The organism is Desulfobaculum bizertense DSM 18034, assembly GCF_900167065.1.
Classification (GTDB): Bacteria; Desulfobacterota; Desulfovibrionia; order Desulfovibrionales; family Desulfovibrionaceae; genus Desulfobaculum; species Desulfobaculum bizertense.
In genome coordinates this window covers 87,863-114,509 of sequence record NZ_FUYA01000010.1, presented here as the reverse complement: position 1 = coordinate 114,509, position 26,647 = coordinate 87,863, and the positions used below count along the sequence as shown (strand labels likewise).

At 55.5% G+C, this 26,647-nt stretch carries 26 protein-coding genes; 22 read left to right on the top strand and 4 right to left on the bottom strand.

Going from position 1 to position 26,647, the window contains the following annotated elements:
• The first annotated feature begins 4 nt into the window (after positions 1-4).
• Together cobM and B5D23_RS13185 are read left to right on the top strand one after the other, a co-directional pair.
• Positions 5-763, top strand: coding sequence for a precorrin-4 C(11)-methyltransferase (gene cobM, locus B5D23_RS13190; RefSeq protein WP_078685915.1), 759 nt, complete (start codon positions 5-7; stop codon positions 761-763).
• 47 nt (positions 764-810) lie between these two features.
• On the top strand, positions 811-1,209 hold the full coding sequence (locus B5D23_RS13185) for a secondary thiamine-phosphate synthase enzyme YjbQ (protein ID WP_078685914.1): 399 nt from the start codon (positions 811-813) through the stop codon (positions 1,207-1,209).
• 76 nt (positions 1,210-1,285) lie between these two features.
• On the opposite strand, the gene B5D23_RS13180 is transcribed toward B5D23_RS13185, so the two are convergent.
• Positions 1,286-2,278 (bottom strand): NAD(P)H-dependent glycerol-3-phosphate dehydrogenase, encoded by a 993-nt coding sequence (locus B5D23_RS13180; RefSeq protein ID WP_078685913.1) that lies wholly within the window; start codon positions 2,276-2,278, stop codon positions 1,286-1,288.
• Positions 2,279-2,480: 202 nt separating this feature from the next.
• Between B5D23_RS13180 and ahbB the strand changes: the two genes are divergently transcribed.
• From ahbB to B5D23_RS15360, 5 genes are all read left to right on the top strand, one after another.
• On the top strand, positions 2,481-2,960 hold the full coding sequence (gene ahbB / locus B5D23_RS13175) for a siroheme decarboxylase subunit beta (protein WP_078685912.1): 480 nt from the start codon (positions 2,481-2,483) through the stop codon (positions 2,958-2,960).
• A gap of 132 nt (positions 2,961-3,092) precedes the next feature.
• Positions 3,093-4,361 (top strand): glutamate-1-semialdehyde 2,1-aminomutase, encoded by a 1,269-nt coding sequence (hemL, locus tag B5D23_RS13170; RefSeq protein WP_078685911.1) that lies wholly within the window; start codon positions 3,093-3,095, stop codon positions 4,359-4,361.
• 12 nt (positions 4,362-4,373) lie between these two features.
• Positions 4,374-5,459 (top strand): cobalt-precorrin 5A hydrolase, encoded by a 1,086-nt coding sequence (locus tag B5D23_RS13165; RefSeq protein ID WP_078685910.1) that lies wholly within the window; start codon positions 4,374-4,376, stop codon positions 5,457-5,459.
• Positions 5,351-6,196 carry a precorrin-3B C(17)-methyltransferase gene (gene cobJ, locus B5D23_RS13160; RefSeq protein ID WP_078685909.1) on the top strand — a complete coding sequence of 282 codons (846 nt, stop codon included), beginning with the start codon at positions 5,351-5,353 and terminating at the stop codon, positions 6,194-6,196. Before B5D23_RS13165 ends, cobJ begins: the two co-directional genes overlap by 109 nt.
• Before the next feature lies 1 nt (position 6,197).
• Complete coding sequence (locus B5D23_RS15360; RefSeq protein WP_078685908.1) at positions 6,198-6,593, top strand: cytochrome c3 family protein; 396 nt, start codon at positions 6,198-6,200, stop codon at positions 6,591-6,593.
• A 630-nt stretch (positions 6,594-7,223) separates the two neighbouring features.
• Here the strand turns inward: B5D23_RS15360 and B5D23_RS13150 are convergent.
• Positions 7,224-7,670: a universal stress protein gene (locus B5D23_RS13150; protein ID WP_078685907.1), complete on the bottom strand. Its 447-nt coding sequence runs from the start codon at positions 7,668-7,670 to the stop codon at positions 7,224-7,226.
• 201 nt (positions 7,671-7,871) lie between these two features.
• On the opposite strand from B5D23_RS13150, the gene B5D23_RS15095 reads away from it, so the two are divergent.
• Together B5D23_RS15095 and B5D23_RS13145 are read left to right on the top strand one after the other, a co-directional pair.
• On the top strand, positions 7,872-8,039 hold the full coding sequence (locus tag B5D23_RS15095; RefSeq protein WP_159446009.1) for a hypothetical protein: 168 nt from the start codon (positions 7,872-7,874) through the stop codon (positions 8,037-8,039).
• A complete protein-coding gene (locus tag B5D23_RS13145; RefSeq protein WP_078685906.1) occupies positions 8,036-8,518 on the top strand; it encodes a hypothetical protein in 483 nt (160 codons plus the stop codon). The genes B5D23_RS15095 and B5D23_RS13145 overlap by 4 nt, the downstream gene beginning before the upstream one ends.
• A gap of 129 nt (positions 8,519-8,647) precedes the next feature.
• Here the strand turns inward: B5D23_RS13145 and B5D23_RS13140 are convergent, their stop codons facing one another.
• The gene (locus tag B5D23_RS13140) at positions 8,648-9,133 is read right to left on the bottom strand and encodes a CinA family protein (RefSeq protein WP_078685905.1); all 486 of its coding nucleotides are present in this window, start codon (positions 9,131-9,133) and stop codon (positions 8,648-8,650) included.
• Positions 9,134-9,313: 180 nt separating this feature from the next.
• On the opposite strand from B5D23_RS13140, the gene B5D23_RS13135 reads away from it, so the two are divergent.
• The 5 genes from B5D23_RS13135 (at position 9,314) to B5D23_RS13120 (ending at position 14,130) form a co-directional block, all read left to right on the top strand.
• Positions 9,314-10,141 (top strand): DNA polymerase III subunit delta', encoded by an 828-nt coding sequence (locus B5D23_RS13135; RefSeq protein WP_159446008.1) that lies wholly within the window; start codon positions 9,314-9,316, stop codon positions 10,139-10,141.
• A 235-nt stretch (positions 10,142-10,376) separates the two neighbouring features.
• Complete coding sequence (locus tag B5D23_RS13130; RefSeq protein WP_078685903.1) at positions 10,377-10,784, top strand: cytochrome c3 family protein; 408 nt, start codon at positions 10,377-10,379, stop codon at positions 10,782-10,784.
• 73 nt (positions 10,785-10,857) lie between these two features.
• Positions 10,858-12,273 (top strand): hypothetical protein, encoded by a 1,416-nt coding sequence (locus tag B5D23_RS13125; RefSeq protein ID WP_078685902.1) that lies wholly within the window; start codon positions 10,858-10,860, stop codon positions 12,271-12,273.
• 384 nt (positions 12,274-12,657) lie between these two features.
• Entirely contained in the window at positions 12,658-12,825 is a 168-nt protein-coding gene (locus B5D23_RS15145) for a hypothetical protein (RefSeq protein WP_200803665.1), read from the top strand.
• An 18-nt stretch (positions 12,826-12,843) separates the two neighbouring features.
• On the top strand, positions 12,844-14,130 hold the full coding sequence (locus tag B5D23_RS13120; RefSeq protein WP_234985100.1) for a ubiquinone/menaquinone biosynthesis methyltransferase: 1,287 nt from the start codon (positions 12,844-12,846) through the stop codon (positions 14,128-14,130).
• 14 nt (positions 14,131-14,144) lie between these two features.
• On the opposite strand, the gene B5D23_RS13115 is transcribed toward B5D23_RS13120, so the two are convergent.
• A complete protein-coding gene (locus B5D23_RS13115) occupies positions 14,145-14,357 on the bottom strand; it encodes a DUF2065 domain-containing protein (protein WP_233813190.1) in 213 nt (70 codons plus the stop codon).
• Positions 14,358-14,415: 58 nt separating this feature from the next.
• Here B5D23_RS13115 and B5D23_RS13110 point away from each other — a divergent pair, with 58 nt between their 5' ends.
• The 8 genes from B5D23_RS13110 (at position 14,416) to tyrS (ending at position 26,533) form a co-directional block, all read left to right on the top strand.
• Positions 14,416-15,729, top strand: coding sequence for a nucleotide sugar dehydrogenase (locus B5D23_RS13110; protein ID WP_078685900.1), 1,314 nt, complete (start codon positions 14,416-14,418; stop codon positions 15,727-15,729).
• 75 nt (positions 15,730-15,804) lie between these two features.
• Positions 15,805-15,972, top strand: a complete 168-nt coding sequence (locus B5D23_RS15090) for a hypothetical protein (RefSeq protein WP_159446007.1) — start codon at positions 15,805-15,807, stop codon at positions 15,970-15,972.
• Positions 15,973-15,974: 2 nt separating this feature from the next.
• A complete protein-coding gene (mqnB, locus tag B5D23_RS13105; protein ID WP_078685899.1) occupies positions 15,975-16,673 on the top strand; it encodes a futalosine hydrolase in 699 nt (232 codons plus the stop codon).
• A 156-nt stretch (positions 16,674-16,829) separates the two neighbouring features.
• Positions 16,830-17,651, top strand: coding sequence for a 1,4-dihydroxy-6-naphtoate synthase (locus B5D23_RS13100; RefSeq protein ID WP_078685898.1), 822 nt, complete (start codon positions 16,830-16,832; stop codon positions 17,649-17,651).
• 41 nt (positions 17,652-17,692) lie between these two features.
• A complete protein-coding gene (locus B5D23_RS13095; RefSeq protein WP_078685897.1) occupies positions 17,693-18,664 on the top strand; it encodes a polyprenyl synthetase family protein in 972 nt (323 codons plus the stop codon).
• An 18-nt stretch (positions 18,665-18,682) separates the two neighbouring features.
• Positions 18,683-21,175, top strand: coding sequence for a sensor domain-containing diguanylate cyclase (locus B5D23_RS13090; protein ID WP_078685896.1), 2,493 nt, complete (start codon positions 18,683-18,685; stop codon positions 21,173-21,175).
• Between the two features lie 137 nt (positions 21,176-21,312).
• Positions 21,313-24,318, top strand: coding sequence for an AIR synthase-related protein (locus tag B5D23_RS13085; protein ID WP_078685895.1), 3,006 nt, complete (start codon positions 21,313-21,315; stop codon positions 24,316-24,318).
• Between the two features lie 961 nt (positions 24,319-25,279).
• Positions 25,280-26,533: a tyrosine--tRNA ligase gene (tyrS, locus tag B5D23_RS13080; protein WP_078685894.1), complete on the top strand. Its 1,254-nt coding sequence runs from the start codon at positions 25,280-25,282 to the stop codon at positions 26,531-26,533.
• Positions 26,534-26,647 lie beyond the last annotated feature (114 nt).

Sequence of the window (26,647 nt, the reverse complement as noted above, 5' to 3'; positions counted from 1 at the left end):
GAATATGGCTGACGCACAGGTTTGGTTTGTGAGTGCAGGCCCGGGAGATCCGGAGCTGATTACGGTTAAGGGACGTCGATTCATTGAAGAAGCAGACTGCGTCATTTACGCAGGTTCTCTTGTCCCCCGTGAGCTGGTAGCCTGCGCAAAAGACGGCGCAGAGGTCTATGATTCTGCCCCAATGACGCTGGAAGAGACCCACGCAATCATTCGCGAGGCAGTAGCACAGGAAAAGAAAGTTGTGCGAGTGCACACGGGTGACGCTGGTCTTTACGGCGCAGTTCGCGAGCAGGCGCGTCTTTTGGACGCAGACGGCATCAGCTGGGCAGTGCTTCCCGGCGTAACGGCGGCATTTGCGGGCGCTGCGGCAGCTGGCATGTCCTTCACTGTTCCGGAAAACACCCAGTCACTCATCATTACCCGCCTTGAGGGCCGCACTCCGGTTCCTGAGCGCGAAAAGCTGCGCAAGCTGGCCTCACATGGCTGCTCTATGGCGATCTACCTGTCCTCTGGCAATCCAGAAGGCGTGCAGGAAGAATTGCAGGCAGGCGGCCTTGATGACGAGACACCAGTTGTTCTGGCCTACCGCGTTGGCTGGCCGCAGCAGACCATTGTGCGCTCCACGCTTGGCAAACTTGCTGCCACCGCACACGAAAACAATTTCACCCGCCAGACAGTCTTTTTGATTTTCCCGGGTGAGGATGGCGAAGACCACATTTCCAAACTCTACGACGAAGGCTTTAGCCACGGGTTCAGAGCCTAGAAGATACCGGGACCGTAGCCGGGGCAAAGCACACAGGAGGAGTTCAGATGGAAAAGCTGACCATTGAAACAGAGCGTCGCGAGTCGCTCGTCAATGTGACCCACCTTGTGCAGGCACTGGTCACGCGCAAGGGCTGGCAAAACGGAGCAGTCCTGCTCTGGAGTCCACACACAACGGCAGGCATCACGGTAAACGAAGCCGCTGATCCTGACGTGGTCCGCGACATAACGCGCCACATGCATAGCATGGTGCCGCAGCGGAGTGACTTTGAGCACGCAGAGGGCAACTCTGATGCGCACATCAAAACCAGCCTCTTTGGCCCCGGGCAAACCCTGATTGTTGCCAATGGCAAAATGCAGCTCGGAACGTGGCAGGGAGTTTTTTTCTGCGACTGGGACGGCCCACGCCGACGCTCCCTGTGGGTACAGTGGCTTCCCGGAGAATGAGTCTCGCCACTCCAAGAGAACAAAAAAGCGGCCCCTTCCAAATGGAGGGAGCCGCTTTATTTTTGTCAGCAAGACGCTATTCGTCGCGAAGTTCGCGAGTCATCAGCTCGGTCACCGCTTCACGCGGGTCCTTGTCTTCGTAGAGCACCTGATACAGCTGCTCAGTGATGGGCATACTCACGCCCTTTTGCTTGGCAAGGGTGTACACGGCTTCGGTGGTTTTCACACCTTCGGCCACAGAGCGCATCTCGTCGAGAATATCCACAAGCTTTCTGCCCTGCCCCAGTTTGAGCCCCACCTGACGGTTCCGGGAGGCGTCACCAGTACAGGTCAGCACCAGATCGCCAAGGCCGGAGAGTCCACGGAAGGTTGCCTTTCTGGCACCCATTTTTTCACCGAAGCGGCTCATTTCTTCAAGGCCACGGGTAATGAGTGCGGCACGGGCATTTGAACCAAAGTTCAGACCATCCGAAACACCTGCGGCAATAGCCATAATATTTTTGAGTGCGCCACCGAGTTCAACACCACGGTAATCCGTGTTTGTGTATACCCGAAAGCTCTCCGAGGAGAGAATTTCCTGAAGCTTTTTGCCCCGGCGCTCGCTAGAGCAGCCAAGGGTCACAGTTGTCGGAATATTCCGGCACACTTCACTCGCGAAAGAAGGTCCAGACAGCATAGCAAAACGCGGTTTCATGTCGGACAGCACGTCGTCCACGACTTCGGACATGGTTCTGAGCGTTTTCAGCTCAATGCCCTTGTTCGCACAAATGATCGTCGGCTTATGTGGAAAATGCGGACGGAACTGCTCCAGTGCGTGGCGGGTAAACTGCGTGGGGACAACCCACACAAATGCTTCGGCACCATCGCAGACCCGGGCCATATCAACAGAGGCGTGCAGACCTTCATCAAGCCGGATGCCCGGCAGGTACCACGAATTCTCGTGATCCTTGTTGATTTTGGCTGTCACACCGCTTTCTCTGGCCCAAATACAGGTTTCCAGTCCCTTTTGGGAAAAGACGTTGGCAAGGGCAGTGCCCCAAGCGCCAGCGCCAATAACGGCAATCTTCATATGGCGGCAGTCTCCTGTAGGGATGTCTTATATGCGAGCGCAGTTTTTGCGCATTCACTGCTTAAAGTCGATGCTACATATTCCGAAGGTGCTGGGCAAGCTCAGTTTCACGGCTTGCAAGGGGTGCTCCCCTTGAGTATCACTGTCGCGGAAGAACGTAAAAATTCCGATTCCACACCTACCAGACAGAGGAAAGAAATCTATGGCAGCTCGTAAGTTTACCGATACCCAGCGTCAGATTCTGCGCCGGATTCAGGGCGATTTGCCCGACAGCGCCACGCCGTTTGCCGACATCGCCGCAGAAGTTGGTGCCAGCGAGCAGGACGTGCTGGATCTTGTCCGAAGTCTCAAGGCCGATGGAGCAATTCGCCGCTTTGGGGCAACGCTTCGTCACCAAAAGGCTGGCTACGCTTTCAATGCCATGGTTGCATGGCACGTGGAAGATGCTACAAAGATCACCGAAACGGGCCACAAAATGGCCGACCGTCAGGAAATTTCCCACTGCTACCATCGCCCCGGAACCGAAGACTGGCCTTACAACATTTATACAATGATTCACGGCCAAAGCCCGGACGACTACAAGCGCGTCGTCAGCGAGCTGATTCAGGAAACAGGCGTGGAAAAATATGAAGTCCTTGAAAGTCTCAAGGAACTGAAAAAATCGTCCATGAAATATTTCTAGGACATTGCAATATCCTGCCGTCCAGCGGCTGCACTGCCGTGCACTCCCTCGCGCGGTACTCTGCATTTTTTATTGGAAGAGGGATGAGCAGAGTTCAGGAAATGCCCTGCATTTTCTGACTGGAGACTCCTTATGACGAGTTCTGAAAAACTTTTTGCGCAGGCAAAAGAGCTGATTCCGGGCGGCGTAAACAGCCCGGTCCGCGCCTGCCTGAGCGTTGGTGCTGACCCACTGTTCATTGAAAGCGCCTCCGGCTCCCACATCAAAACTGTCGACGGCACCGAGCTTCTGGACTTCATCATGTCCTGGGGACCAATGCTTCTGGGCTATGCCCAGCCCGACGTGAACAAGGCCGCCTGCGACGCCGCAGCAAAAGGCTCCAGCTTTGGCGCTCCCTGCGCTCTGGAAGTCGAAATGGCCCGTGCCGTTGTGGACGCTGTGCCGTCTATGGATATGGTTCGTATGGTAAGCTCCGGTACCGAAGCGACCATGAGCGCCCTGCGCCTTGCCCGTGGCTACACAGGCCGCAGCAAGGTTGTGAAGTTCGTCGGCAACTATCACGGCCACTCTGACAGCTTCCTCGCAAGCGCTGGTTCCGGTCTGGCAACCCTGTCCATTCCCGGTACTCCCGGCGTCCCCGAAGAAACCGTCAAGCACACCCTGCTTGCTCCATACAACGACCTCGCAGCTGTTCGCGAACTCTTCGCCAAGCATGGCGACGAGATCGCAGCCGTGATTGTTGAGCCTTGCGCTGGCAACATGGGCCTCGTGCTCCCCGCAGAAGGCTTCCTCGAAGGCCTTCGCGCTGTGACCACAGAATACGGCGCCCTTCTTATTTTTGACGAAGTCATCACTGGCTTCCGCGTTGCCTTTGGTGGCGCAGGCTCCCGCTTCGGCATTGAGCCTGACCTGACCACCCTCGGCAAAATCATTGGTGGCGGCTACCCTGTCGGTGCATACGGCGGCAAGCGTGAGGTCATGGACCACATCGCTCCTGTCGGCCCGGTCTATCAGGCTGGCACCCTCTCCGGTAACCCCGTCGCTATGGCCGCAGGTCTCAAAACTCTTGAGCTGCTCTCCAAGGCTGACTACGCCGGACTTGAGAAGCGTACAGCACAGCTCGTTGACGAACTGCGCGCCATCTTTGCCGAAAAATCCATTCCGGTCTGCATCAACACCATTGCATCCATCTTCACCCTGTTCTTCTCCGAGCAGCCCGTGACGAACTTTGCAAGCTCCCAGCAGGCAGACTGCGAGCGCTACTCCAGCTTCTACCGCCAGATGCGCGCCGCAGGCATTAACCTTGCCCCGTCTGGATTTGAATGCTCTTTCACTTCCTTTGCTCACACCGAAGAAGACTACGACAAGTTCCTCTCCGCTGTCCGCAAGGTTCAGTTCTAACTCGGAGTCCACATGACAGCACAGCTCCCCGATTCTTCTTGCACAGCCCAAACAGCGGTCTATGCCGTCACAGGGCAGGGGGCAGAGCTGGGACACCGTATTGCACGCAAACTGGGTGGTCAGCTTTTCGTTCCCGAACGGCTGGCCACCCGTTTTGATGCCAGCCCCATGTCTGGGCTTATGGCATGCGTTGCCCAGAATTTTTCCCGCTTTCAGCAGCATGTCTTTGTGACCGCTACCGGCATTGCCGTGCGCTCCATTGCTCCGCACCTGCGCAGCAAGCAGCACGACCCCGCTGTCGTCGCCCTTGACCAGCGCGGCCAGCACTGCATCAGCCTTGTCTCTGGCCACATCGGCGGTGCAAACGACCTCGCCACCACAATCGCCAGCATCACTGGCGGGCAGGCCGTCATCACCACCGCAACTGACACTGAACGCCTCCCCTCCCTTGATTCCCTTGCCCTTGAGCACGGGACCTCAATCAGGAATATTTCCGCGGTCAAGCACGTCAACGGCGCCCTTCTGGAGAGTCGCACCGTTGCTCTTTCTGACCCGGACAATCTGCTCGAGCTTCGGTCCCCGCGTGCCGCAGCACAGCCCTGGGCAAAACTTTTCAGGCATGTCTCGCAGCATGAAGCCCTGAATGCACAAGGCCCGGCCGTCATCGTCACCGTTCAGGCTCTCGAAACTCCCGAGCAGGTTCTCGTCCTTCACCCGCGCACTCTCGTCCTTGGGATGGGATGTCGGCGTGGAGTTCCGGCCGCAGATTTGCTGGCCCATGTCCACCGTGTGCTGGATGAACACGGACTGGCAGAACAATCACTTTTGGGCATGGCATCCATTACCGCCAAAAGTGATGAAGAAGGCCTTCTGGAATGTGCCAGAACCCTTCGCGTTCCCATTCATTTTTACAACCAAGAACAACTCTCCGCCGTGAGCGTGCCCAACCCATCAGAGCGCGTTCTGGAGCGGATGGGGGTCCCTAGCGTATGCGAAGCAGCAGCACTGATTCTCTCACAGGCTCCAAGCCTGCTTGTCCCGAAGACAAAAACATCGAACAGCACCCTTGCAGTGGCACAGGTTCCGTCACTGTCGTAGGTCTCGGCCCCGGCTCTTCCGAGCTTCTCGCCCCCCTCGCAGCTCAGGCCATTGAACGCTGCGACGTGCTCGTCGGTTATGGCACTTATATGGACCTCGTGCCCGATGCCCTCAAACAGGGAAAAGACCACATCGTCACCGGCATGAAAAAAGAACTCGACCGCGTGAATGCCGCTGTTGACGCTGCCTGCGAAGGCCGCGACACTGTCGTCATCTCCAGCGGTGACTCCGGCATTTATGGCATGTCTGGCCTCGTGCTCGAAGTCCTCGAAAAACGCGAGCTTCTCGACGACGTGACCCTCAACGTCATTCCCGGCATTCCAGCTCTCGCCGCTGGCGCAGCCCTGCTCGGCGCTCCGCTTATGCACGACTTTGCCGTTATCAGCATGTCTGACCTGCTCACACCCTGGGAACGCATTGAATCCCGCGTCTCCCACGCCGCAGCAGCAGACTTCTCTCTCGTTATTTACAACCCGCGCTCCAAGCGCCGTGACTGGCAGCTCCCAAAAGCCCTCGAGCTTGTCCGTGAGCACCGCTCACCAGAGACCCCCATCGGTATCGTCACCAGCGCATTCCGCGAAAAACAGCAGATTCAGGTCACCACCCTCGGCGAAGTTAAGCCCGAAGACATCGGTATGTTATCCATCGTCTTCATCGGCAACTCGCAGACCCGCAAGGTCGGAAACCGTATCTTGACCCCCCGCGGCTACGCAGACAAATACGCTATGGGGAAATAGCATGCTCCGCTCTTCGCAGGTTCTTTGTCTCGCCCTCTTCATCTTGTGTGCCCCCCTCTTGAGCTTCGCCCTCGAATCTCCAGCTGACGCACCTCATGAAAATGTCCGCGTGTCTCGACCAAAAGGCCTCTACGCCAAGATGCCTCGCGTCAAATTTCCGCACTCGGCTCACAAGCAACTCGCCTGCGATGCCTGTCATCACACTATTCACGAACTCCCGCAGACTATGCGATGCTCCAGCTCCGGCTGCCACGACATGGTCGCCCCACACTGCCCGAGAGAACTCCGCTCCGGACGGTATTTCAAAAACCCCTTCCACAAAGGACGCGCTTCCTGCAAAGGGTGCCACTCCTCCAGCTCCGCTCCCGTTCAGTGTCGTAGCTGTCACAAAAAATAGTGGAGAGGGACGAGGGGGGGGACGAGACTCCGTCTCGTGCTCTACAAGGGGCGCAGTTTTATTGGGGCGCTGCCCCAAACCCTGCAAGGGGCGCTGCCCCTTGACCCCGCCCAAGGACGAGGCCCTTGGGAATCCCAAGTTCGCCCGAAATAAAAGGGGGCCGGATGAGTGAAAGCCTTTGGCTTTCCCCTTCATCCGGCCCCCTTTTTTTCGGTCTAGTGGGCATTTCCCGAATGCGTGTTCTTTTGCCTTTTCTGCCGCACTTATTTTCTTTTTGAACGCAAGCGTTCAAAAAGAAAATGGTGGCAACTCGCAAAAGAGAAAGAGACTCTCGACGTTATGCCCAACAAGTTTGAATTCCATTCACGCGAAGCGTGGATGGAATTCAAACTCGATGAGGATACGTAAGGGAATCATTCCCTTACGCGGGGTCCGGGGCTGGCCCCGGTTCTCTCCCACCCGCCCATCCAGCACTAACGTGCTGGGGCAGGCCCCCAACTTTCCCCCGCCCACCCATGCAGCACCAACTTTTCCCCCTCCTGCCCATCCAGCACTAGCGCGCAGGGCAGTGCCCACAAAAAAAGCCCCCATAAAGGGGGCTTTGAGGAGCGCGAGAAAGCAGGAGTTTATTTACTCGTCGCCGGGGCGGACGGTAAGGACGGGGCAGAGAGAGCCTTTGACGACTTTTTCTGCGACGGAGCCGAAGAGAATGCGGTCAATGCCTTTTCGTCCGTGGGTGCCGATAATGATAAGGTCGGCAGAGTCGTCGAGGGCGGCCTGCAGGATTTCTTCTGCGGCGTAGCCGGTACCGACGCGTCCGGAGACGGTAAGTCCTTTAAAGTTCTTTTCGATGAAGTGGTCCATCGTGCTTTCAGCGCCGCTCACGATTTCACCGACAAAGTTTTCGATGCTTGAGGGCGGGACGTGAAAGCCAACATACTGGTTCAGAGAGGGGGCAATGTAGACGACTGTAATTTCAGCGTCGAATTTTTCTGCCATGAGCCGGGCGTATTCAGCAACGCGGGGGCTGTAGTCAGAGAAGTCGACTGCGCACAAAATCTTTTTAATCTGTCTCATAGAACTACCTCCATATGGGGCTAAGACCCAAAGGTCGCAACAGACCTATTTTTTCCCTGAAAGGTTTTGCTGTAAACTCGATTTAAAAGAACGTGGTCTAGTTTAAGAAGTACCCATATCGAGCCAATTCCACAAGAAAAATCTGACATACTGCGCGGATTTTCCCTATTTGGCGGCAAAAATAGAACGGGCGGGAAAAGAGTGACTGCTCAATTGCAGAGAGAAATCAGTCAAGAGGAAAAAAATGCCGCTTTTTGTGGTGAAAAAAAGGGACGTCCGTCAAAAATACCTGTAAACACGAGCTTGGCAGGCTTTTTGCTGGTTTTTCAGGCAGAGAGAAAAAATTTCTTGGATGAGGAGAGAACATGAAGATAAATCCTGAAAAAATACAGGGACTTCAAAACGAACAGTCGCAGAAACAGCGAGTGAATCAAAAAGACGACACTTTCGGCAAGCTTTTAAGCGGCGAGCTGGAGAAGAGTGGAAAGCCAGCACAAAGCGCAAGCCTTCCCAAGTCGCCAGTGTCTGGGCTTCTCCCCGGACAGATCCTTGCAATGCAGGAGTCGACACAGGTTGGAGCTGCTGGAGCACGGGGAAGCCAGCTCATGGACCAGCTCGACGGAGTGATGAACAACTGGGACAAATACACAGTTGATCTGAAATCCGAAAACACGAGTTTGCGCGAGGCAGACGGCACTCTCAAGGAAATTGAGAGCGACCTTGCTTCACTCCGCGAAAAATGGCCAAACCTTTCCACGGAAAACCCGGAAATGGGATCAATCGTGGATGAAGTTGAAATTCTGGCAGCCACAGAGCGGTTCAAGATGAACCGCGGAGACTACATGTAAAATGACGTGAGCGAACAGGCATGGACGCCTGGGGCGCACACGACAGACACGAAGCAAACAACACGGATGTTGAACATGCTTCGCACCATTTCGGGACCGGGGGCAGACGCTCTCGGTCCCGAAAAGTTTTTAGAGCGCGGCGAGTCGGGAGGAGAGACCGCGGAGAGCCTGCTCCACAGTCTGCTGCTTCACTTCGGAGCGCGAGCCACTAAAGTGAAAACAGTGTGCCGAAAGCTCACCGGCCACAGACCAGCCGATCCAGACCGTGCCAACGGGCTTCTGGGGGGAGCCGCCACCGGGTCCCGCAACGCCCGACACAGCCACAGCATGATCAACACCGAGCAGAGAGCAGGCACCGGCAGCCATAGCCCGAACAGTCTGCTCACTCACAGCGCCGTGCTGCTGCAAGGTTTCAGTGGGCACCTTGAGAAGGGCATTCTTTATCTCATTCGAATAGGCGACGAGCGCGCCAAGAAACCAGTCGGAACTTCCGGGGCAGTCAGTCAGCGTACTGGAGATCAGCCCACCAGTGCACGATTCGGCAGTTGCAATGTGCTCATTTCTGGCACATAAAAGTTTTCCAAGCGCCTGAATTTCATTGTGAAGCGAATTCATACAGTTCTCAGCTCCTTGTGGGGTCTGGAGTTTGCGTTACTACGGCGCATGCGGTACACCGCCGAGTGCAGAGTGAGCCAGAAGCGCCTTGCGGAGAATCCGGAGCGCGGGCACAATACTGCACAGAATCACGGCCATAGTCTCAGAATATTTATTGCGTCACCTCTCCCGGAGAGCCACATGGAACACGCCCACACAATGCACATCTCGGACATTCTTCAGCGACTCAAGAATGACCCGCCACAAGTCCTGCTGCTCGAAGGCGGCAGCACAGATGAGCGTATCGAAGCCGCACGCTTCTGGGCAAAGCTCAACAACTGCGAGAGCGGTTCTGCGTGTGGCCACTGCCCGGCCTGCATTCAGGTGGAAGAGGGAGCACATGCCGACGTCATAACGCTGGACGGCCGAGAAGGGAAAATCAAAATTGACACCATTCGCGAGCTGAAACCGCTGTTTGGCCAGTCCCCGCGCGGCAATGGCAAACGTGTTGTCATTTTTATTGAAGCGCAGGAACTGCTTGTGCCTTCTGCCAATGCCCTTCTCAAAACACTGGAAGAGCCATGCCCCGGCACCCTGTTTGTGCTGCTGGCGCCTCACCGCGAACGACTCCTGCCAACCCTTGTATCGCGGAGCTGGGTTCTCACCCTGCCGTGGCCCCACCACCCTCCTCTTTCCGAGGAAACCCTTGAGTGGCTGAAAAGCTTTGAAGCATTCTTGCAGACAGGCAAAGGCTGGTTCAAAAAAAGCAGTGCCAAGGGAGCAATGAACAAAGACATTGCATTACAGATAATACAGGGATGCCGCCGCGAGCTGGCTCTCCTGCTCTCTGGTCAGGATGCAGGCTCACTTGGACGCCTGCTTGCTGCACGCCTTGATCTCGCCCGCCTCAAAAAATTCGACTTGTCCATGAGTTATGCCGAAGACGCGTTAAACTTGCCCACCGCTGTAAATCCAAATTTGGTTATAGACTGGCTTGCGACACACTGCTTTGACCTCATGCATAGATAAATCTCTATAGGAACGAGTTGAGTGACCAGTTACACTCCCCCTTCTCAAGGCCTATAAGGTTGTGATATTTTGCACTGCAACTTCCTTGAGCTTACTGCTACATCATAAAGAAAAATCAAGCATGGTCGATATGAGAGACTAATCACAAAAATGTCCGCTGCTTGACACGATTGACCGTAAGCAATAGAGGAACCGTGTGAATACTTTATCTTTACCCTGAGGAGGTAAACGCGAGATGAAAAAGATTATTTCTCTTTGCGCTGTCTGTTTCGCTCTGGCGTGCTTTTGTGCACTGCCGGTTCTGAACGCAGCAGACGCACCTGCTGACGGTCTCAAGCTCAGCGCGACAAAAAAGCCTGTCGTGTTCAATCACTCCACGCATAAAAATGCAAAGTGTGAAGCCTGCCACCACAACTGGGACGGCAAGTCTGCAATCAAGAAGTGCTCCGACTCTGGTTGCCACGACAATCTGGACAAAAAGGCAAAGGGCAAGGACTCTTACTACAAGGCCATGCATTCCAAGAAAGCCAAGAATCCTCAGTCCTGCCTGAGCTGCCACAAGGCAGTTGCCAAGCAGCACAAGGGCGACAAGGCTCTCAAGAAAAAGCTGACTGGTTGCAAAAAGTCCGGCTGCCACGCATAATTGCGTAAGTCACGAGGGGGCCATCGTGGCCCCCTTTTTTTATGTTTTGCCCGCACGGGCGAAGAGGTACCCCATGGCACAGGAAAAAGGCACCCCAGATATTCTTGAACTGACTGACACCGATATTATTCAAAAAGGTTCGCTGACGGACAAAAACGCAGCGGAAGATTTTGACAGCAGCTTTGAGAAAGAGCTTGAAGACCTTTTTGCTGAAGACGGCGACTCCGACTCCGAAGAGGTTCAGGACATCGACCTCTCCGACCTTGGGGATGACTTTGGACTGGATGATGACGATCCAGTCACCAGCGACAGCTCTCGCCCTACTCCAGAGGAAACAGAAGAGCTGCTGGACGACCTCGGCGACATTGATTCTGGCGACGACATTGATTCCCTGCTTGGTGAAGTGGAACAGGGAGACATGAGCACCCCTGAGCCAGAGATGCACAGTGCTGCCCCGGCAGAAGACGACAGCTTTGGTGAGCTGGACGACCTGCTGGAAGAGGCGACACCGGCAGAAGACAATACCACAGATGATGATGACATTGATCTGAGTGGTCTGGATGACCTGCTGGACGATCTGGAAGGACACCCGGCAACGCGGGCAGCGGAAAGCGACAAGCCCCGCAACCAGGAGCCGCCAAGCCTTCCTGACGAAGACAAAATTTTTGAAGACGCTGCGGCCGATATGGACGCAGCAATGCCCGAGCTTGGCGACGACTTTGATGGTCTTGATGATGAGCTTGGGGACGACCTTGGTGGCGATGAGGATCTGCTGGACAACGAGCTGAATTCCCCACTGAGTTCTCCGGAAGCAGAAACGCTTGACGATGACCTCTTTGCCGAAGACAAGCCCGCAGCCACGCCTAATGCCGACTTTTTGGATGCAGCAGCTCCCGTTGCTGCCCCAGCTGCCGCCGCAGTCGCCTCTGCCGAAGCACTCCAGCCCCTAAATGAGGCGCAGGACAGCATGAAGGCAGAACTGAAAGAGCTGCGCCAGCGTCTTGAGGCCCACGAAGAGCGCCTTGAGGTGCTGGACGAAAGTAGCAGAAACATTGAGAGCAAGGCGCCATCATCTGAGCTGGACCGCCTGAATGCCCTGTACGCCGAGATGGAAAAACGTCTTGGTGGTGTGGAGCAGCTCATTGGCGAAAAGCTGGAAAAGACGCTTGATGAACGCTTTGCAACGCTGGAAAAGAGCATTGCAGACGCTCCTGCCCCGGAAGTCCCAGCCGAAATGCTGGAAGGACTCAAGGCAGAAATCAAAAGCGAACTTCTGGACGAGCTGGTCGGAACACTCAAGACGGCACTGCGCGAAGAAATCGACGACCTGCGCTCCGAGCTGGAGTCACAGCTTGCCGAAGCGCTCAAGGCCGAACTTCAGCCCGCACTTATCTCTGAGCTGGAAACGCAGCTCGAAACTGCTGTGCCTTCCGCAGCAGCCCGCATCATCCGCGAAGAGATTGCCGAGCTTGCCAAAAGCCTCAGCTAACACAGTATTGCAGTACAAAAGGCCCGCTATGCGGGCCTTTTTTTATGCTCACGCTCCATAAAAAACACACAAAACAAGATTCTTGTGTATCGCAATGCGCATGAATGCCCTGTCATGCACACGACGCAGATTCTTTCATCTGAAATCATTGTTCTTGCGGTGCATCACTACGATGCAGCGCCAAAGAAGCCAGCGCAAAACGCAGCGTATGACAACTCGACGCCACGTGCGCGACATGCTAAAAGGGCGCAAACAAAAAGGGATGGCCTTTCGGGTTATTCTTTTTCCCCGCCCGGTAGCTTTTGACCCGTGGTCTTATGGCGTTTCCCCCCGGGCGGGTTTTCAAACGCACTGCATAGCGCAGTACCCCAAGAGGAGGCTGTTATGGACAAGCTCCAGAAAAACGCCTTGCAGGTGACTAAAGAAATTGTGGTCAAGTTTATCGAAACAGGTCGCATATCCCCCACGAATTTCTCGGAATACTTCTCCAAGATTTACGACGAGGTTCTGGCGACGATTTCTCCTGACGACAACGCCCATGACGAGGGCTAAAACGCACGGCACCACATCATGCAACAACCCGACCCATCTCACCACGCCGGACGTGTGGCAGGCATGTTCGGACGCATCGCTGGCTGGTATGACTTTCTGAATCACTTTCTGAGCCTTGGGCAGGACATTTACTGGCGTCACCGACTGGTGCGCATGCTCCGCCCCGGACCAACAGGTCGCGTTCTGGACCTCGCAGCAGGCACTCTTGATGTCTCGCTGGAGATCAAGCGCCAGTTCCCCAAAAGCAAAGTGCTGTCTCTGGATTTCACTGAAGCCATGCTTCAGAAGGGACAGACCAAGCTCAAAACCGACTCCGGCAGAGACATTCAGCCCGTTCTGGCTGATGGACGTACCCTGCCGCTCCCCACGGCCTGCGTGGATAATGTGACCATTGCCTTTGGCATTCGAAACATTCGCCCCCGCATGGACGCATACCGGGAAATGTACCGCGTTCTGGTCCCTGGCGGACGCATGTGCATCCTCGAATTTGGGTCGGGCCAGAACAAAATCTGGAAAGGCCTGTACAACGTCTATCTGGACAAGATTCTGCCCTCGCTCGGCAAAATTTTCTCCGGAGACAAAGACGCCTACACCTACCTTGCAGAGACCATTGATGGCTTCCCTGTTGCCAGCGAACTGGTTTCAGAAATCACCGAAGCAGGCTTTGAACGAGTGTTCTACGTTCCCCTGCTCTCGGGCATCGTCAACATTCATGTTGCCGAAAAAAGCATCAATGCAGAAATCCCTGTGGATGAAGAGACTCCAGAAGAGCCTTTCAGCACAGAGGACATAGAGCTGGCATCTGAGGGACTCGCTGCCGGACTTGCGGCCTATGAGAAGGCCATTGAGCAGGACACACCTAAGAAGACCGCAGCAAAAAAGAAAGCTCCGGCCAAAAAGGCAGCACCAAAGCCCAAAAAGCCTGCCGCTAAAAAAGCTGCGCCCAAGAAAAAAGCCAGCTCAACAGCCAAGAGCAGCACGGCCAAAAAAAACGCCGTAAAGAAAAGCTCTGCGGCCAAGTCCGAAAAAAAGGGCGAAGCCAAGCCAGCCAAAAAGAGCACCGCGAAAAAAAAGACGACCGCAAAAGCCTCGTCCAGCACGTCTGCCAAAAGCACCGCAAAAAAAACTGCGGCCAAAAAGACGAGCAAAAAAGCGGCAACAAAAAAGGCCACAGCATCCAAGCAAGAAAAAAAGCTTGAACCTGCGGCCAAAACGGACAAGAAATCAGGCGGAGCAGCAAAGAAAAAGACTGCTGCCCAGACAAAAAAGACCACAGCAGTAAAGAAAACTGCTACAAAGAAATAAACGTTTGAAAGCGGTTATGTCCGCACAAGCCAGACAACGAGCAGGCCGATAAGCGCGGTCATCAGCCCCATGATACGAATTTCTGCTGATGACCGCTCGGCCATCATTTTGAACAGACTCGGGAGCTTTGGTGCGGCAAGGGCGTAGAACACGCCTTCCATAACAAGGGCCAGCCCCATTGCAGTCAAAAAAAGTTTCCAGTCAATATGCATGTCTTGTGTGTACATGGAGCACTGCGGCGCTGTCCACTGTCCCCCGCCGATTTCACTACAGGAGTTTCGTCGGATGACGACCTTTGAAGAACTGAAAAGCAAAAAAACGCCTCTGGCCGTTGTTGGCCTTGGCTATGTCGGCCTGCCTCTGGCCGTTGCCCTTGCAGAACACTTTTCTGTCATCGGCTTTGATATTTCTGACCAGCGCGTCAAAGAACTGAGCGAAGGCATCGAGCGCACTGGCGAAGTTGAACCTGAGCGCCTCAAGGCCGCTCCGGTCGAGTTCACCAGCGACCCCAAAGACCTGTCCCGCGCCGGGCTGGTCATTGTTGCCGTTCCCACCCCCATTGACGCCAACCGTCGTCCCGAAATCCGTCCAGTTACAGGCGCAACCCGCACCGTTGGACAGAACATGTCCAAGGGCACTGTGGTTGTCTACGAATCCACGGTCTACCCCGGCCTCACCGAAGAAATCTGTGTTCCCATTCTGGAGCAGGAATCCGGCATGGAATACGGTACGGACTTCTTTGTGGGTTACTCCCCGGAGCGCATCAACCCCGGCGACAAGGTTCATACCCTTGAAAGCATCATCAAGGTCGTTGCAGGACAGGACGAGGCCACAGCTGACCTGCTGTGCAAGGTCTACGCCTCCGTGGTCAAGGCTGGCGTGCACCGCGCCTCCAGCATCCGGGTTGCCGAGGCCGCAAAGGTCATCGAAAACACTCAGCGCGACCTGAACATCGCCCTGATGAACGAGCTGGCACATATTTTTGACCGCATGGACATCGACACTCTGGAAGTGCTCGAAGCTGCGGGCACCAAGTGGAACTTCCTGAACTTCCGTCCCGGTCTGGTCGGTGGTCACTGCATTGGCGTTGACCCCTATTACCTGACCTTCAAGGCCGAAGAAATGGGTTTCCACCCTCAGGTCATCCTTGCGGGCCGCAACATCAACGACCACATGGGCAAATGGGTTGCAGAAAAACTCATCAAAAAGCTCATCGCCGAAGGCTGCCTTATCAAGGGCGCCCGCATCGGCGTTCTTGGCCTGACCTTTAAGGAAAACGTTCCAGACCTGCGCAACACCAAAGTCGTGGACATCATCCATGAACTGAAAGAATACGGCACAGAAATTCTGGTTCATGACCCGCTGGCCGACAAGGCCGAAGCCGTGCACGAATACGGCCTGACCCTGTCTGAACTGAGCGAGTTCAAAGACCTTGATGGACTCATTCTCGCAGTCTCTCACGAAGACTACAAAAAGCTGGACAGCAAGGACCTCGCTGCATGTTTCCGCAATCCGGAACACGGCGTGTTCTTTGACCTCAAAGGTATTCGGGACAAGGAAGACATCAACGCCGCCGGTCTGAAGTACTGGCGCATCTAGGAGACAGGACGCGGCATGAGTGAAACAGTAGCTCGCATTGACTGCACAGGGGACTGCTGAAGCGGATACCGGGAGATGAGTTTGCATCTCCGCGACATGCGCAAAGGCCAGCTCCTTGAAGTCTTCTGCCCCCACGAGGGGCGGGCCAAAATCGACATCATTATCCGGCACTATGCCGCCCATGTGATTTCGACAGAGCGTCTGCCCTCTGCCGCGTACAGAGTTCTTCTGGAAAAGGACTAAACATGCTGCTTTGTGTTTTTGCGACGGACAAGGAATGCGCAGCCGCGCTCCCGGAAATGCACACTGTTCCTGCTCAGGGGCAGTGGCTTCCTCATGTTCGGGCAAACCACGAACTCACCGTCCTTATCACTGGCGTAGGGCCGCTCAATGCAGCCATGCACCTTGGGCGCTGCCTTGCCACGCTTGGCGACCGCCCGGCAGGCGTCATTAACTGCGGCCTTGCCGGTGCCTTTGACACCACCAGCCACCGTCTCGGGAGCCTCTGCATTGCCGCAGAGGAAATCAATCCCGAATACGGGCTGTACACACCAGACGGACTCGTCCCGGACGGACTCGGCTTTGCCCAGTATGAGCAGGATGAACAGCGCGTCTTTGATCGCATTCAGCTTGAGCCATACACGGCAGCCACCGCAATGGGGCTTTCCCTTCCGCAAGGCTGGCCACTCTGCCCCATGCTCTCGGTCGCAGGGGTCAGCGGAACAGCAGAACGTGCGCAGGAAATGCAAACCCGCTACCCGCACGCCATGCTGGAAAACATGGAAGGTTTTGCCCTTGCCCTGTCCTGCCTGCACGAGTCCATTCCGTTTTTAGAACTGCGGAGTGTCTCCAACAAAATCGGCTCCAGAGAAAAAGCCGACTGGAACATCGTGGCAGGCTTTTCCGCTCTTGGGCGGGCCATGACCATGCTTTTGGAGGCCTAGACCAGACCATCCAGACGCCCCATTTCGGAGCAGGTGTCGGATGCACGTCGTGTTTGACATTCTGGTGGGAAGGTCCAAACTAACGCAGAAGCTCCCCGCCCACTGCGGGCAACCACAGGCAGACATATTCTGCCAGATATTTTATTGGGAACGACCATGAATACCGAACCATTAACTGTCGCAATTTCTCCCTGTCCTAATGACTCTTTCATCTTTGCAGCGTGGGTCCTTGGCCGCGTTCAGGAACACCTCTCCCGCCCGGTGCGTTTTGCATGGGCAGACGTGGAAGAACTGAACCAGTCCGCCGCGCGCGGCGAATATGATGTCGTCAAGCTGTCCTCTGCGGCAGCCCTGACCCTGACTGACAGCTACGAGATTCTCCCGGCTGGAGCCGCCTTTGGCAAAGGTGCAGGCCCCAAGCTCATCACCCGTCCAGACTCTCCCAAGGAACTCAAAACCATTGCAGTTCCCGGTCTTGGCACCACGGCATTCACGGTTTTGTGCGCAGCGCTTCCCAATGGCTTTACCCCGGTCCCCATGCTTTTTTCTGACATCGTCAAAGCCGTGCAGGACAAAAAAGTCGATGCAGGTCTGGTGATTCATGAAACCGCGCTGGTCTATGCCCGCTATGGTCTGGAACTGCGTATGGACCTTGGAGCATGGTGGAAGGAACAGGGCGAAGTCGCCCCAATTCCACTGGGCGTTATTGCCGCCAAAAAATCACTGCCACAGGAAGAACGGGACGCGGTTATCACGACCATTCGTGAAAGCATCCGCTTTGCGCAGGACCACAGGGAAGACGTGTGGCCTCTCATCACAACCCTTGCCCAAGAGCTTGACGACGAGACTCTTGAGCGCCACATAGTCGCATATGTGGATGAACTGAGCTATGACATGGGACAGGCCGGACGCTCTGCACTCAAGAGACTTTCCGAGCTGGCATCCCGCACCGCAGCCGCACACGCAGCGGACGCATAAGCATTACAGCCTCGCCCCGAGAGAAGGGAACTTGAATCATTATGCAGAAGATCATCGCAGAATACCTTGGGCATGAACTGCCTCGTATCAACGCTTTTTTGAAAGACGAAACCGACAAGCTGGATTCCAGCGTCCGTCCGCCCATCCAGCATGTGCTTGCCGCAGGTGGCAAACGGCTTCGTCCTCTTTTGACCCTGCTGGCAGCCCGCGCCCTTGGTGCAAAAAACGACGCTGCCCTGCCGCTGGCATGTTCTCTGGAGTTTCTCCATTCTGCCACCCTGCTGCATGACGATATTCTTGATGAAGCAGACCTGCGCCGTGGCCGTCAGAGCGCACATATCATTTATGGCCGCTCCGAAACCATCCTTGCGGGCGATGTGCTGCTTGCACTGGCCAACCGCCTTGTGGCTGGCTATGGCGAACCTCGCCTGACGGACATTCTATCCGAGGCCATCATGCGCACCGCAACTGGTGAAGTAAAAGAAATCGCCAATGTTCGGAACACCGAGCTGAGCAACGAGGATTACCTCGACATCATCACGGGCAAAACCGCCTACCTTTTTCAGGCAGCCTGTGAGTGTGGTGCCATTATTGCGGGTTGTCCCAAAGAGGTTGAAGACGCCGCCCACAACTATGGTCTCTACCTCGGCATCGCCTTCCAGCTCGTTGATGATGCACTGGACTACGTGTCGCCCTCTGACGTCTCAGGAAAGCCCTCTGGTGGCGACCTGCGCGAAGGCAAGCTGACCCTGCCGCTCATTGGCTACTTTGCCCAGCTTGAGCCAGCCCGCCGCGAAGAACTGGAAGACAAGTTCCGCCAGAACCTGCTCTCCGAAAAAGAAACCGCCGACATTCTGCACGAGATCACCGCCCTCAATCTGCCGCAACAGACTCGCGAGGCAGCTCGCAGCTACGTTGATCAGGCGCGTGAAGCTCTCAAAAAGTTCCCGGATACTCCAGAACGCGAAGTCCTCGACTCCATTCTGGACTTTGTTTTGTCTCGCGAAAAATAAACGCAAGAATCAGGAGCCATGTCGAACGTACTGAAGACGGTCTTTCCATCAGCGCGTCAAAGTCTGGACTGCTCCTTTCCGCCGGTCATGAGCCAGCTCCTCGCCGAGCTGGTCCGGCCCGAACCGAGCTTTGAAGATATTGCCCGAATCATTCGCCTTGATCCGGCAATCACCGCTGCTGTGCTGAGCCTTGTCAACTCGCCATTCTACAGCCAGCACGGAGAAATTCAGGATCTCAAGCGGGCCGCAGTCGTCCTTGGCACTCGTGAGATTCTCAAACTGGCTCTTTCCGTGTCCTTTCTTTCCAGTCGGAAGAGCATGTCTCCCCGACTGGGGAACGCGCCATATGCCAACTGGCGCATGGCAGTCTGGGCCGCTATTGCCGCAGAACTCATTGCCGAAAAAATTGCTCCCAAGGTCAAAGAGCAGGCATACATCTGCGCCCTGCTCAAAGATATTTCACTCCTTGTCTTGGCCAACTGCGATCAGGCACTGCCAAGCCCGGAAAAAAACAAAGACCTTCCCCTGTGCTCACTTCGGCACGGTCAGCTTGAACGCGAACAGAGCGAATGGGGCGTCACACATGCCCAGCTTTCCCTTGAGATGCTGGAGCTTTGGGGAGTCTCAGATCTCAGCCGGGACTGCATCCAGCTGCACCATAATCTGGAGCAGGTGGAGGAACTTCCGGCATTGACTCAGGCCGTAATTTTTGCCACGGCATGGGCGGAACACATAAGTGATGCGCAGCACGCGTATCCGCCAGCCGCACTTTTGACTCTTCGGGAGCGGGCAAAACACTGCCTCGAACTTACCGAAGAGGACTGGCAAAACCTTGAAGACCGGTGCATAGAGCGTTTTCGCTCAATGCTCTCTGCCATTGGACTTGAGGAATTGCATCCTGCGGACCGGCTCTATGAGCACTCCGTTCAGACCTTTAAGGATTTTCACATCCAAGGCTCTGAAATTAGCGCTGCACAGGGTGGGCTTTTGACCATAGCTCAGATCATGGGCCGCCACCTGCGCTGGAATTTTGCCATAGAAAACTGGGAACTTGCGCTGTATGACAAATCGCAGCATTCCTGGGCCTTGTTCCGCTACACCGCTGAACGCGGTGCAGAACACATTGCAAGCACCACAAAGCCTTCCCTGCTTCCGTGGTCAGCACAGGGGGCAGCGCACCTGCTTCGCTCCCAGTCCCAGACATGGGGAAGCCTGCGCCTTTCTGAGCAGTCCTTGCCCAAGAGAGGCCGCCACGAGCTGTCACTCTATGTCTGGTTTGCGGCCGAGGCTCTTCACGAGTATGCCGCGCATCAGGCCACGCTTGTCCGCAAGGCCAGCACCTTTGAGGGGCTGCCCGTCAGCGTTGCCGTTCTCGACAAAACAGGCCACGTTCAGGACACGAATGATGCCCTGCGTTCGCTTCTGTCACTGAACACAACACCAAGAGGTGCCTCGCTCGGTGATCTGTTGCACAGCCTCAACCCCGCGCCTTTTGGTTCGCGCTGGACAAACTTCCTTGCCGACCGCTCTCGCAAGGACATGAGCACGCTTCTCTGCTGCTCACCAGACAAGAACTCAGCGCAGTGCCTGCACATTTCAGCTCACAAGCAGGACGAGGGGAAACTGAGCCTCATTATTGAGGACAATGTCGAGCTTTCAGAAATTGAGCTTCAGGCTCTGAGCCACGGCGAATTTCTGGAACAGATTATCGATTCCATGCAGGAGCTGGTTCTTGTCCTTTCCGAAGACGGAACCATTACTTTTGCCTCAAAGAGGTGGAACACTCCACTTTTTGACCTGAATTTTTTTGAAATCGCTCGCCCCGTTCACGACTCGGGACATCACTGGGGACCTGCCATGCTGGCTTCGCTCCGTCAGCCTGTTGAAGTTCTCTTCCACCCTACAGGTGATGCTCCACTCTCTTTGGAGTTTGTCGTGTCGGAACTCGCTTCTTCCGCTCAGAAGCAGAAAAAATATCTTCTTGTTGGTCGCGACCTCACGCAGATCCGCCGTCTGGAGAAACGACTCCGGCAGCGGGCTATCGTGGATGGTCTCACAGGGCTGTTCAATCATTACCAGTTTCATATACTGCTGGAACGCGAAGTTCTGCGCAGCAAACGATCTGGGAAAAGCATTGGGCTCCTGTTTTTCGATCTTGACGGCTTTAAGGAAATCAACGACACCCGTGGACATCAGGCCGGTGATACAGTGCTCAAGACTGTTGCACGCATCATCCGAACCAATATACGTCGCGGTACTGATTTTCCCTGCCGGTATGGCGGTGATGAATTCGCTATTATTGCAACAGAAACAGACCAAAGCGGTCTTCAAATCCTTGCACATCGAGTTCATAACGCCCTACAACAGCACTTTCACGGTGCGCTTGGGACCAGCATGGGAGTCACCATGCTCCGGCACAACGAGAAGCCAAATGAACTTCTGCGTCGGGCAGACGCCAGCGCCTATCAGGTCAAGGCGGCAGGAGGAAACGCCGTCTGCTGGACAGACTAGCCCGCGCACCCCGCGCCACACATGGCGTCATCGAGAGGAAAACCAGCCTTGGCCTCGCGCCAGACTGGATATGTCTTTTTTTGGCAACCACGGGGCTGGATACTCCAGCCGCGCAGCACGTAAAAGGGAGATGAGCAATGCTCAGGCGAGTTGAGTTGGGGCTAAAAGCACATGTCACGGACACAGTGGGCCACAAAGTGGCACGCGGCATAGTGCAGGCACTTGGTGTGCCCGTAAATGATTGCCAAATCGTTCGGGTTTTCACCGTTCAGGGTGTCGACGATTCCGGTATTTCGCGTCTTTTGGACGCGGCAGTCTTGCACGACCCGGTTCTGCATGATGCTTCAACCGAACCCATTTCCACAGATTTTGACTGGACCATCGAAGTTGGTTTCCGCCCCGGCGTAACCGACAATCAGGGCCGTACAGCCCGCGAAAGTGTGGCTCTGGTTCTGGGCCTTTCCAAAGAAGACGCCCAGGACGTCGCAGTCTACACCTCCACACGTTATCTCTTGCATGGCGACCTGAGTGAAGACGATGTCATCAACATCGGCCGAAACTTCCTCGCCAACGAGCTGATTCAGCGTTTTGAATACAAAAGCGCTGCCCAGTGGGCAAAGGAACCCGGCTTTACACCTCGTGCCGCTCAGGTGACAGGTGAAGCCGTCGACGAGGTCAACATCATCGACCTCAGCGTCATGAGCGATCAGGAACTCACGGACTTTTCCCGCGCCAACACACTGGCTCTCTCCCTTGAGGAGATGCAGACCATTCGTGACCATTTCCTCAACCCCGACGTCATTGCCGACCGCAAAGCCGCAGGCCTTGCCGTCAACCCCACTGACGCCGAGCTGGAAGCGCTGGCTCAGACATGGTCCGAGCACTGCAAGCACAAGATCTTTAGCGCAGAAATCGACTACGAAGACCGTGAAAACGGAACCCGTACGACCATCGACAGCATTTTCAAAACCTACATCATGGACTCCACTGCCCAGATTCGTGAGCAGCTTGGCGACAAAGACTTTTGTCTTTCCGTGTTCAAGGATAATGCTGGCGTCATCACCTTTGACGAAAATCACAGCATCTGCATCAAGGTCGAAACCCACAACAGTCCCTCCGCTCTCGACCCCTACGGCGGAGCACTCACCGGTATCGTTGGCGTAAACCGCGACCCGATGGGCACGGGCATGGGTGCAAACCTTGTTTGCAACACAGACGTTTTCTGCTTTGCTTCTCCCTTCTACAACGAAGAGATGCCCCCGCGTCTGCTCCACCCCCGCCGCGTCCTCGAAGGCGTTCGCGAAGGTGTTGAGCACGGTGGCAACAAGTCCGGCATTCCGACCGTCAACGGCTCTCTGGTCTTCCACGAGAACTATCTTGGAAAGCCCCTGGTCTTTTGTGGAACCATTGGCCTTTTGCCCAACGAAGTTGCAGGCAAGCCCAGCCATGAAAAAGACGCTCTGCCCGGCGACGCCATCGTGATGTGCGGCGGCCGAATCGGCAAAGACGGCATCCACGGTGCAACCTTCTCTTCCGAAGAACTGCACGAAGGCTCTCCGGCAACCGCCGTTCAGATTGGTGACCCCATCACCCAGCGCAAGATGTATGACTTCCTCATGCGTGCCCGTGATCTCGGCATGTACAATGCCATCACCGACAACGGTGCAGGTGGTCTCTCCTCCTCTGTTGGCGAAATGGCCGAAATGTCTGGCGGCTGCCGCATGGACCTGTCCAAGGCTCCTCTCAAGTATGACGGACTCCGCCCGTGGGAAATCCTGCTCTCTGAGGCTCAGGAGCGTATGACTCTGGCCGTGCCGCAGGACAAGCTGCCCAAGTTCCTTGAGCTGGCCGAAGAAATGGCCGTCGAGACCAACGTGCTCGGCGAGTTCACCGACTCCGGCTACTTCCATGTCACCTACGGCGACAAGCCCGTTGCTTACGTGTCCATGGACTTCCTCCACGACGGTGTGCCGCAGATGAAGCTCAAAGCTATCTGGGAGCGCCCGGAGCAGGAACCGTACATGCCTCTCTTTGTGGCAAATCAGGGCGAGCTGCTCAAAAAAATGCTCGGCCGTCTCAACATTTGCTCCAAGGAATACATCGTTCGCCAGTATGACCACGAAGTGCAGGGCGGCAGTGCCGTCAAGCCCCTCACTGGTGCAGAAAACGACGGTCCTTCTGATGCTGGTGCTCTGCGCCCGGTTCTCGGAACTGACAAGGGTATCGTGGTTTCTCACGGTATCTGCCCCAAGTTCTCCGAGCTTGACACCTACTGGATGATGGCCTCTGCCATTGACGAAGCCATTCGTAACGCAGTCGCCACTGGCGCAAATCCTGAGCACATGGCTGGTACGGACAACTTCTGCTGGTGCGACCCGGTTCAGTCTGAAAAGACTCCAGACGGCCACTACAAGCTCGCACAGCTCGTTCGTGCGAACCAGGCCCTCGCCCACTACTGCCAGTCCTTTGGCGTCCCCTGCATCTCTGGCAAGGACTCCATGAAAAATGACTACACCGGTGGTGGCAAAAAAATCTCCATTCCGCCCACGGTCCTCTTCTCCGTGCTCGGTCTCGTGGACGACGTGAACAAGTGCGTGACCTCCGACCTCAAGGCCGAAGGCGACCTGATCTACATCCTCGGCCTCACTCGCCCCGAACTCGGCGGCAGCGAGATTTCCGACATGATGAAATCGCCCTTCTCCGAAGTGCCACAGGTCGACGCCGTCTCCGCCCGCGAGCGGTATCGCACACTCTACGCCGTCATGCAGGATCAGCTCGTCGCAGCAGCGCACGACCTCTCTGATGGTGGCCTCGCCGTCGCCGCAGCAGAAATGTGCATCGGCGGTCGCATGGGTGCAGAGATTAACCTCGAAAACGTCCCGGTCTGCCCCGAAGGCATGGCTGTGACTGACACCCTCTACAGTGAATCCAACTCGCGCCTTCTCGTTTCCGTGAAGCCCGAGAACAAGGATGCCTTTGAAGCCGCCTTCGCTGGCCAGCACTTCGCCCTCATCGGCAAAGCAACCGCATCCAGCGAACTCGTCATCAAGAATGGCGAAACCCAGATCCTCGCCGAATCCGTCGACTCCCTCGCTCACGCTTGGCAGTCTACTTTCGGGACTGACGGCACTGGCAACAAATAAGCACGCAAAGCAGGCCTAGGAGCGCTTGAGTGAGTGAGGTACGAGACTCCGTCTCGTGCTCTGCAAGGGGCGCTTGGGTGGGCGGGGACTCTGTCCCCGCACCTCTGCAAGGGGCGCTGCCCCTTGACCCCGCCCAAGGACGAGGCCCTTGGGAATCCCGCTTTCGCCCGAAATTAAAGGGGACCGAAATGTGATGAGAGCTTCGCTCTCCTCTCCATTTCGGTCCCCTTTTTTTCGGTCTAATGGTCATTTCCCGATTGCGTGTTCTTCTGCCTTTTTCTCCCGCACTTATTTTCTTTTTGAACGCAAGCGTTCAAAAAGAAAATGGTGGCGAACTCGCAGAAGAGAAAGGAGCTCTCGACGTTATGCCCAACAAGTTTGAATTTCATTCACGCGAAGCGTGGAGGGAATTCAAACTCGATGAGGATACGTAAGGGAATCATTCCCTTACGCGGGGTCCGGGGCTGGCCCCGGTTTTCTTCCCACCCGCCCATCCAGCACTACCGCGCTGGGGCTGGCCCCCAACTTTCCCCCACCCACCCATCCAGCGCTAACACGCTGGGGCAGGCTCCCAATTTTTTCCAGCCGCCCATCCAGCGCTAACGCGCTGGGGCTGGCCCCAACTTTCCCCCACGTAATGAATCATGCAGAGAGGGTTTGACGTTCTAGTGATGAGAGGATACAAACAACACCGTATCCGCGATATTGAGGAGACGTTAAGGTGAGATTCCGAATGCATACGTACAAAAATTTAGAGAGCAAGATGCCGCGAGGCGAGCGTTGTTCCATCCCCCCCTTCTCCCCCCTGGGAGCCTTGTATACGTATAGCTTGTATTGCTAGCCCGGCGCATTCACCGGGACCAGCGCCGGGCGTACGAAGCGTCCCCTATTCTCTTTTTTTCTCTTACATATTCACAAAATTTACTGTTACGCGAGTAGCAGACGCATAGGATGTTTTACAATGAATATCATTGATGAGCTGAAATGGCGGGGGCTTATTTTCCAGACGACAGACGAAGAGAAGCTTCGCGAATACTTTGAGACTCCTGGCCGCACGCTCTACTGTGGTTTTGATCCATCTGCGAACAGCCTTCACTGCGGCAATCTGGTCCCGCTTTTGGCGCTGCTTCGTTTCAAGCGAGCCGGTCACAAGCCGATGGCGCTGATGGGTGGAGCCACAGGTCGCATTGGTGACCCGAGTGGTAAGGATCAGGAGCGTCAGCTTCTGGATTTCTCCATCATCGATGACAATATTGACTGCATTCGTAAGCAGGTTCACAAAATTTTTGGTAACGACACCGAGGTACTGAACAACTACGATTGGACGAAGACCATGAATCCGATTGAGTTCCTCCGTGACGTTGGCAAGTACTTTACGGTCAACGAGATGATGCGCAAAGAATCTGTGCGTCAGCGGATTGTCCGTGACGAGGTGGGCATTTCCTACACTGAGTTCAGCTACATGATTCTTCAGTCCATGGACTACGACCACCTGTACAACACCAAGGAATGCCGCTTGCAGATTGGCGGTTCTGACCAGTGGGGCAACATCACTGCTGGCACGGAGCTGATCCGCAAAAAGAGCAACGGCGAAGCTTTTGCACTGACCTTCCCGCTGCTGACCACGGCCACTGGCGCCAAGTTCGGCAAATCCGAGAAGGGTGCAATCTACCTTGATCCTGAAAAGACTTCTCCCTGGGAATTCTACCAGTTCTGGGTCAACACCGACGACCGTGACGTTGTCCGCCTGCTCAAGGTCTTCACCTTCAAGACAGAAGAAGAGATCAAGGCGCTGGAGCAGCGTGTTGAAGAAGCTCCGCACATGCGCGAAGCCCAGAAAGCTCTGGCCGAAGAGATGACTATCCTCATCCACGGTCGCGAAGAGCTGGACAAAATTCTTGGTGCTGTTGACGTTCTTTTTGGCGGCGGCGACATCAAAACCGTCGACATCAAAACTCTGCGCGCAGCCATGCAGTCTGCTCCGAGCGTCAACTACGACGCCGAGCTGCCTCAGCTTGCCGACATGCTCGTGGACCTCGGCATTGCCAAGTCCAAGGGTCAGGCAAAGAAGGACATCAAGGCTGGCGCTGTTCGCATCAATGGCGAACAGGTGACTGACATGCTCCACGCCCCGAGCACGGAAGATTTCCTCCACGACGAGGTGCTTCTGATTAAGAAGGGCAAAAAGCACTACGGTCTGGTCACAAGAAACTAAGCTCGTAAGTCCCCGCTTCTTGTGAGGCGGGGACTTTTTTTCTCGTGGCCTCGGCGTTCGTTCGGCTGAGCACAGCTTCACTACCCGCACCGCGCCTGAGGCAATTTAACGTCC

Excerpts from the sequence above, each read along its gene's own strand:
- cobM (WP_078685915.1), top strand. The coding sequence starts at position 5 with ATGGCTGACGCACAGGTTTGGTTTGTGAGTGCAGGCCCGGGAGATCCG.
- B5D23_RS13185 (WP_078685914.1), top strand. The coding sequence starts at position 811 with ATGGAAAAGCTGACCATTGAAACAGAGCGTCGCGAGTCGCTCGTCAAT.
- B5D23_RS13180 (WP_078685913.1), bottom strand. The coding sequence starts at position 2,278 with ATGAAGATTGCCGTTATTGGCGCTGGCGCTTGGGGCACTGCCCTTGCC.
- ahbB (WP_078685912.1), top strand. The coding sequence starts at position 2,481 with ATGGCAGCTCGTAAGTTTACCGATACCCAGCGTCAGATTCTGCGCCGG.
- hemL (WP_078685911.1), top strand. The coding sequence starts at position 3,093 with ATGACGAGTTCTGAAAAACTTTTTGCGCAGGCAAAAGAGCTGATTCCG.
- B5D23_RS13165 (WP_078685910.1), top strand. The coding sequence starts at position 4,374 with ATGACAGCACAGCTCCCCGATTCTTCTTGCACAGCCCAAACAGCGGTC.
- cobJ (WP_078685909.1), top strand. The coding sequence starts at position 5,351 with ATGCGAAGCAGCAGCACTGATTCTCTCACAGGCTCCAAGCCTGCTTGT.
- B5D23_RS15360 (WP_078685908.1), top strand. The coding sequence starts at position 6,198 with ATGCTCCGCTCTTCGCAGGTTCTTTGTCTCGCCCTCTTCATCTTGTGT.
- B5D23_RS13150 (WP_078685907.1), bottom strand. The coding sequence starts at position 7,670 with ATGAGACAGATTAAAAAGATTTTGTGCGCAGTCGACTTCTCTGACTAC.
- B5D23_RS13145 (WP_078685906.1), top strand. The coding sequence starts at position 8,036 with ATGAAGATAAATCCTGAAAAAATACAGGGACTTCAAAACGAACAGTCG.
- B5D23_RS13140 (WP_078685905.1), bottom strand. The coding sequence starts at position 9,133 with ATGAATTCGCTTCACAATGAAATTCAGGCGCTTGGAAAACTTTTATGT.
- B5D23_RS13135 (WP_159446008.1), top strand. The coding sequence starts at position 9,314 with ATGGAACACGCCCACACAATGCACATCTCGGACATTCTTCAGCGACTC.
- B5D23_RS13130 (WP_078685903.1), top strand. The coding sequence starts at position 10,377 with ATGAAAAAGATTATTTCTCTTTGCGCTGTCTGTTTCGCTCTGGCGTGC.
- B5D23_RS13125 (WP_078685902.1), top strand. The coding sequence starts at position 10,858 with ATGGCACAGGAAAAAGGCACCCCAGATATTCTTGAACTGACTGACACC.
- B5D23_RS15145 (WP_200803665.1), top strand. The coding sequence starts at position 12,658 with ATGGACAAGCTCCAGAAAAACGCCTTGCAGGTGACTAAAGAAATTGTG.
- B5D23_RS13120 (WP_234985100.1), top strand. The coding sequence starts at position 12,844 with ATGCAACAACCCGACCCATCTCACCACGCCGGACGTGTGGCAGGCATG.
- B5D23_RS13115 (WP_233813190.1), bottom strand. The coding sequence starts at position 14,357 with ATGTACACACAAGACATGCATATTGACTGGAAACTTTTTTTGACTGCA.
- B5D23_RS13110 (WP_078685900.1), top strand. The coding sequence starts at position 14,416 with ATGACGACCTTTGAAGAACTGAAAAGCAAAAAAACGCCTCTGGCCGTT.
- B5D23_RS15090 (WP_159446007.1), top strand. The coding sequence starts at position 15,805 with ATGAGTTTGCATCTCCGCGACATGCGCAAAGGCCAGCTCCTTGAAGTC.
- mqnB (WP_078685899.1), top strand. The coding sequence starts at position 15,975 with ATGCTGCTTTGTGTTTTTGCGACGGACAAGGAATGCGCAGCCGCGCTC.
- B5D23_RS13100 (WP_078685898.1), top strand. The coding sequence starts at position 16,830 with ATGAATACCGAACCATTAACTGTCGCAATTTCTCCCTGTCCTAATGAC.
- B5D23_RS13095 (WP_078685897.1), top strand. The coding sequence starts at position 17,693 with ATGCAGAAGATCATCGCAGAATACCTTGGGCATGAACTGCCTCGTATC.
- B5D23_RS13090 (WP_078685896.1), top strand. The coding sequence starts at position 18,683 with ATGTCGAACGTACTGAAGACGGTCTTTCCATCAGCGCGTCAAAGTCTG.
- B5D23_RS13085 (WP_078685895.1), top strand. The coding sequence starts at position 21,313 with ATGCTCAGGCGAGTTGAGTTGGGGCTAAAAGCACATGTCACGGACACA.
- tyrS (WP_078685894.1), top strand. The coding sequence starts at position 25,280 with ATGAATATCATTGATGAGCTGAAATGGCGGGGGCTTATTTTCCAGACG.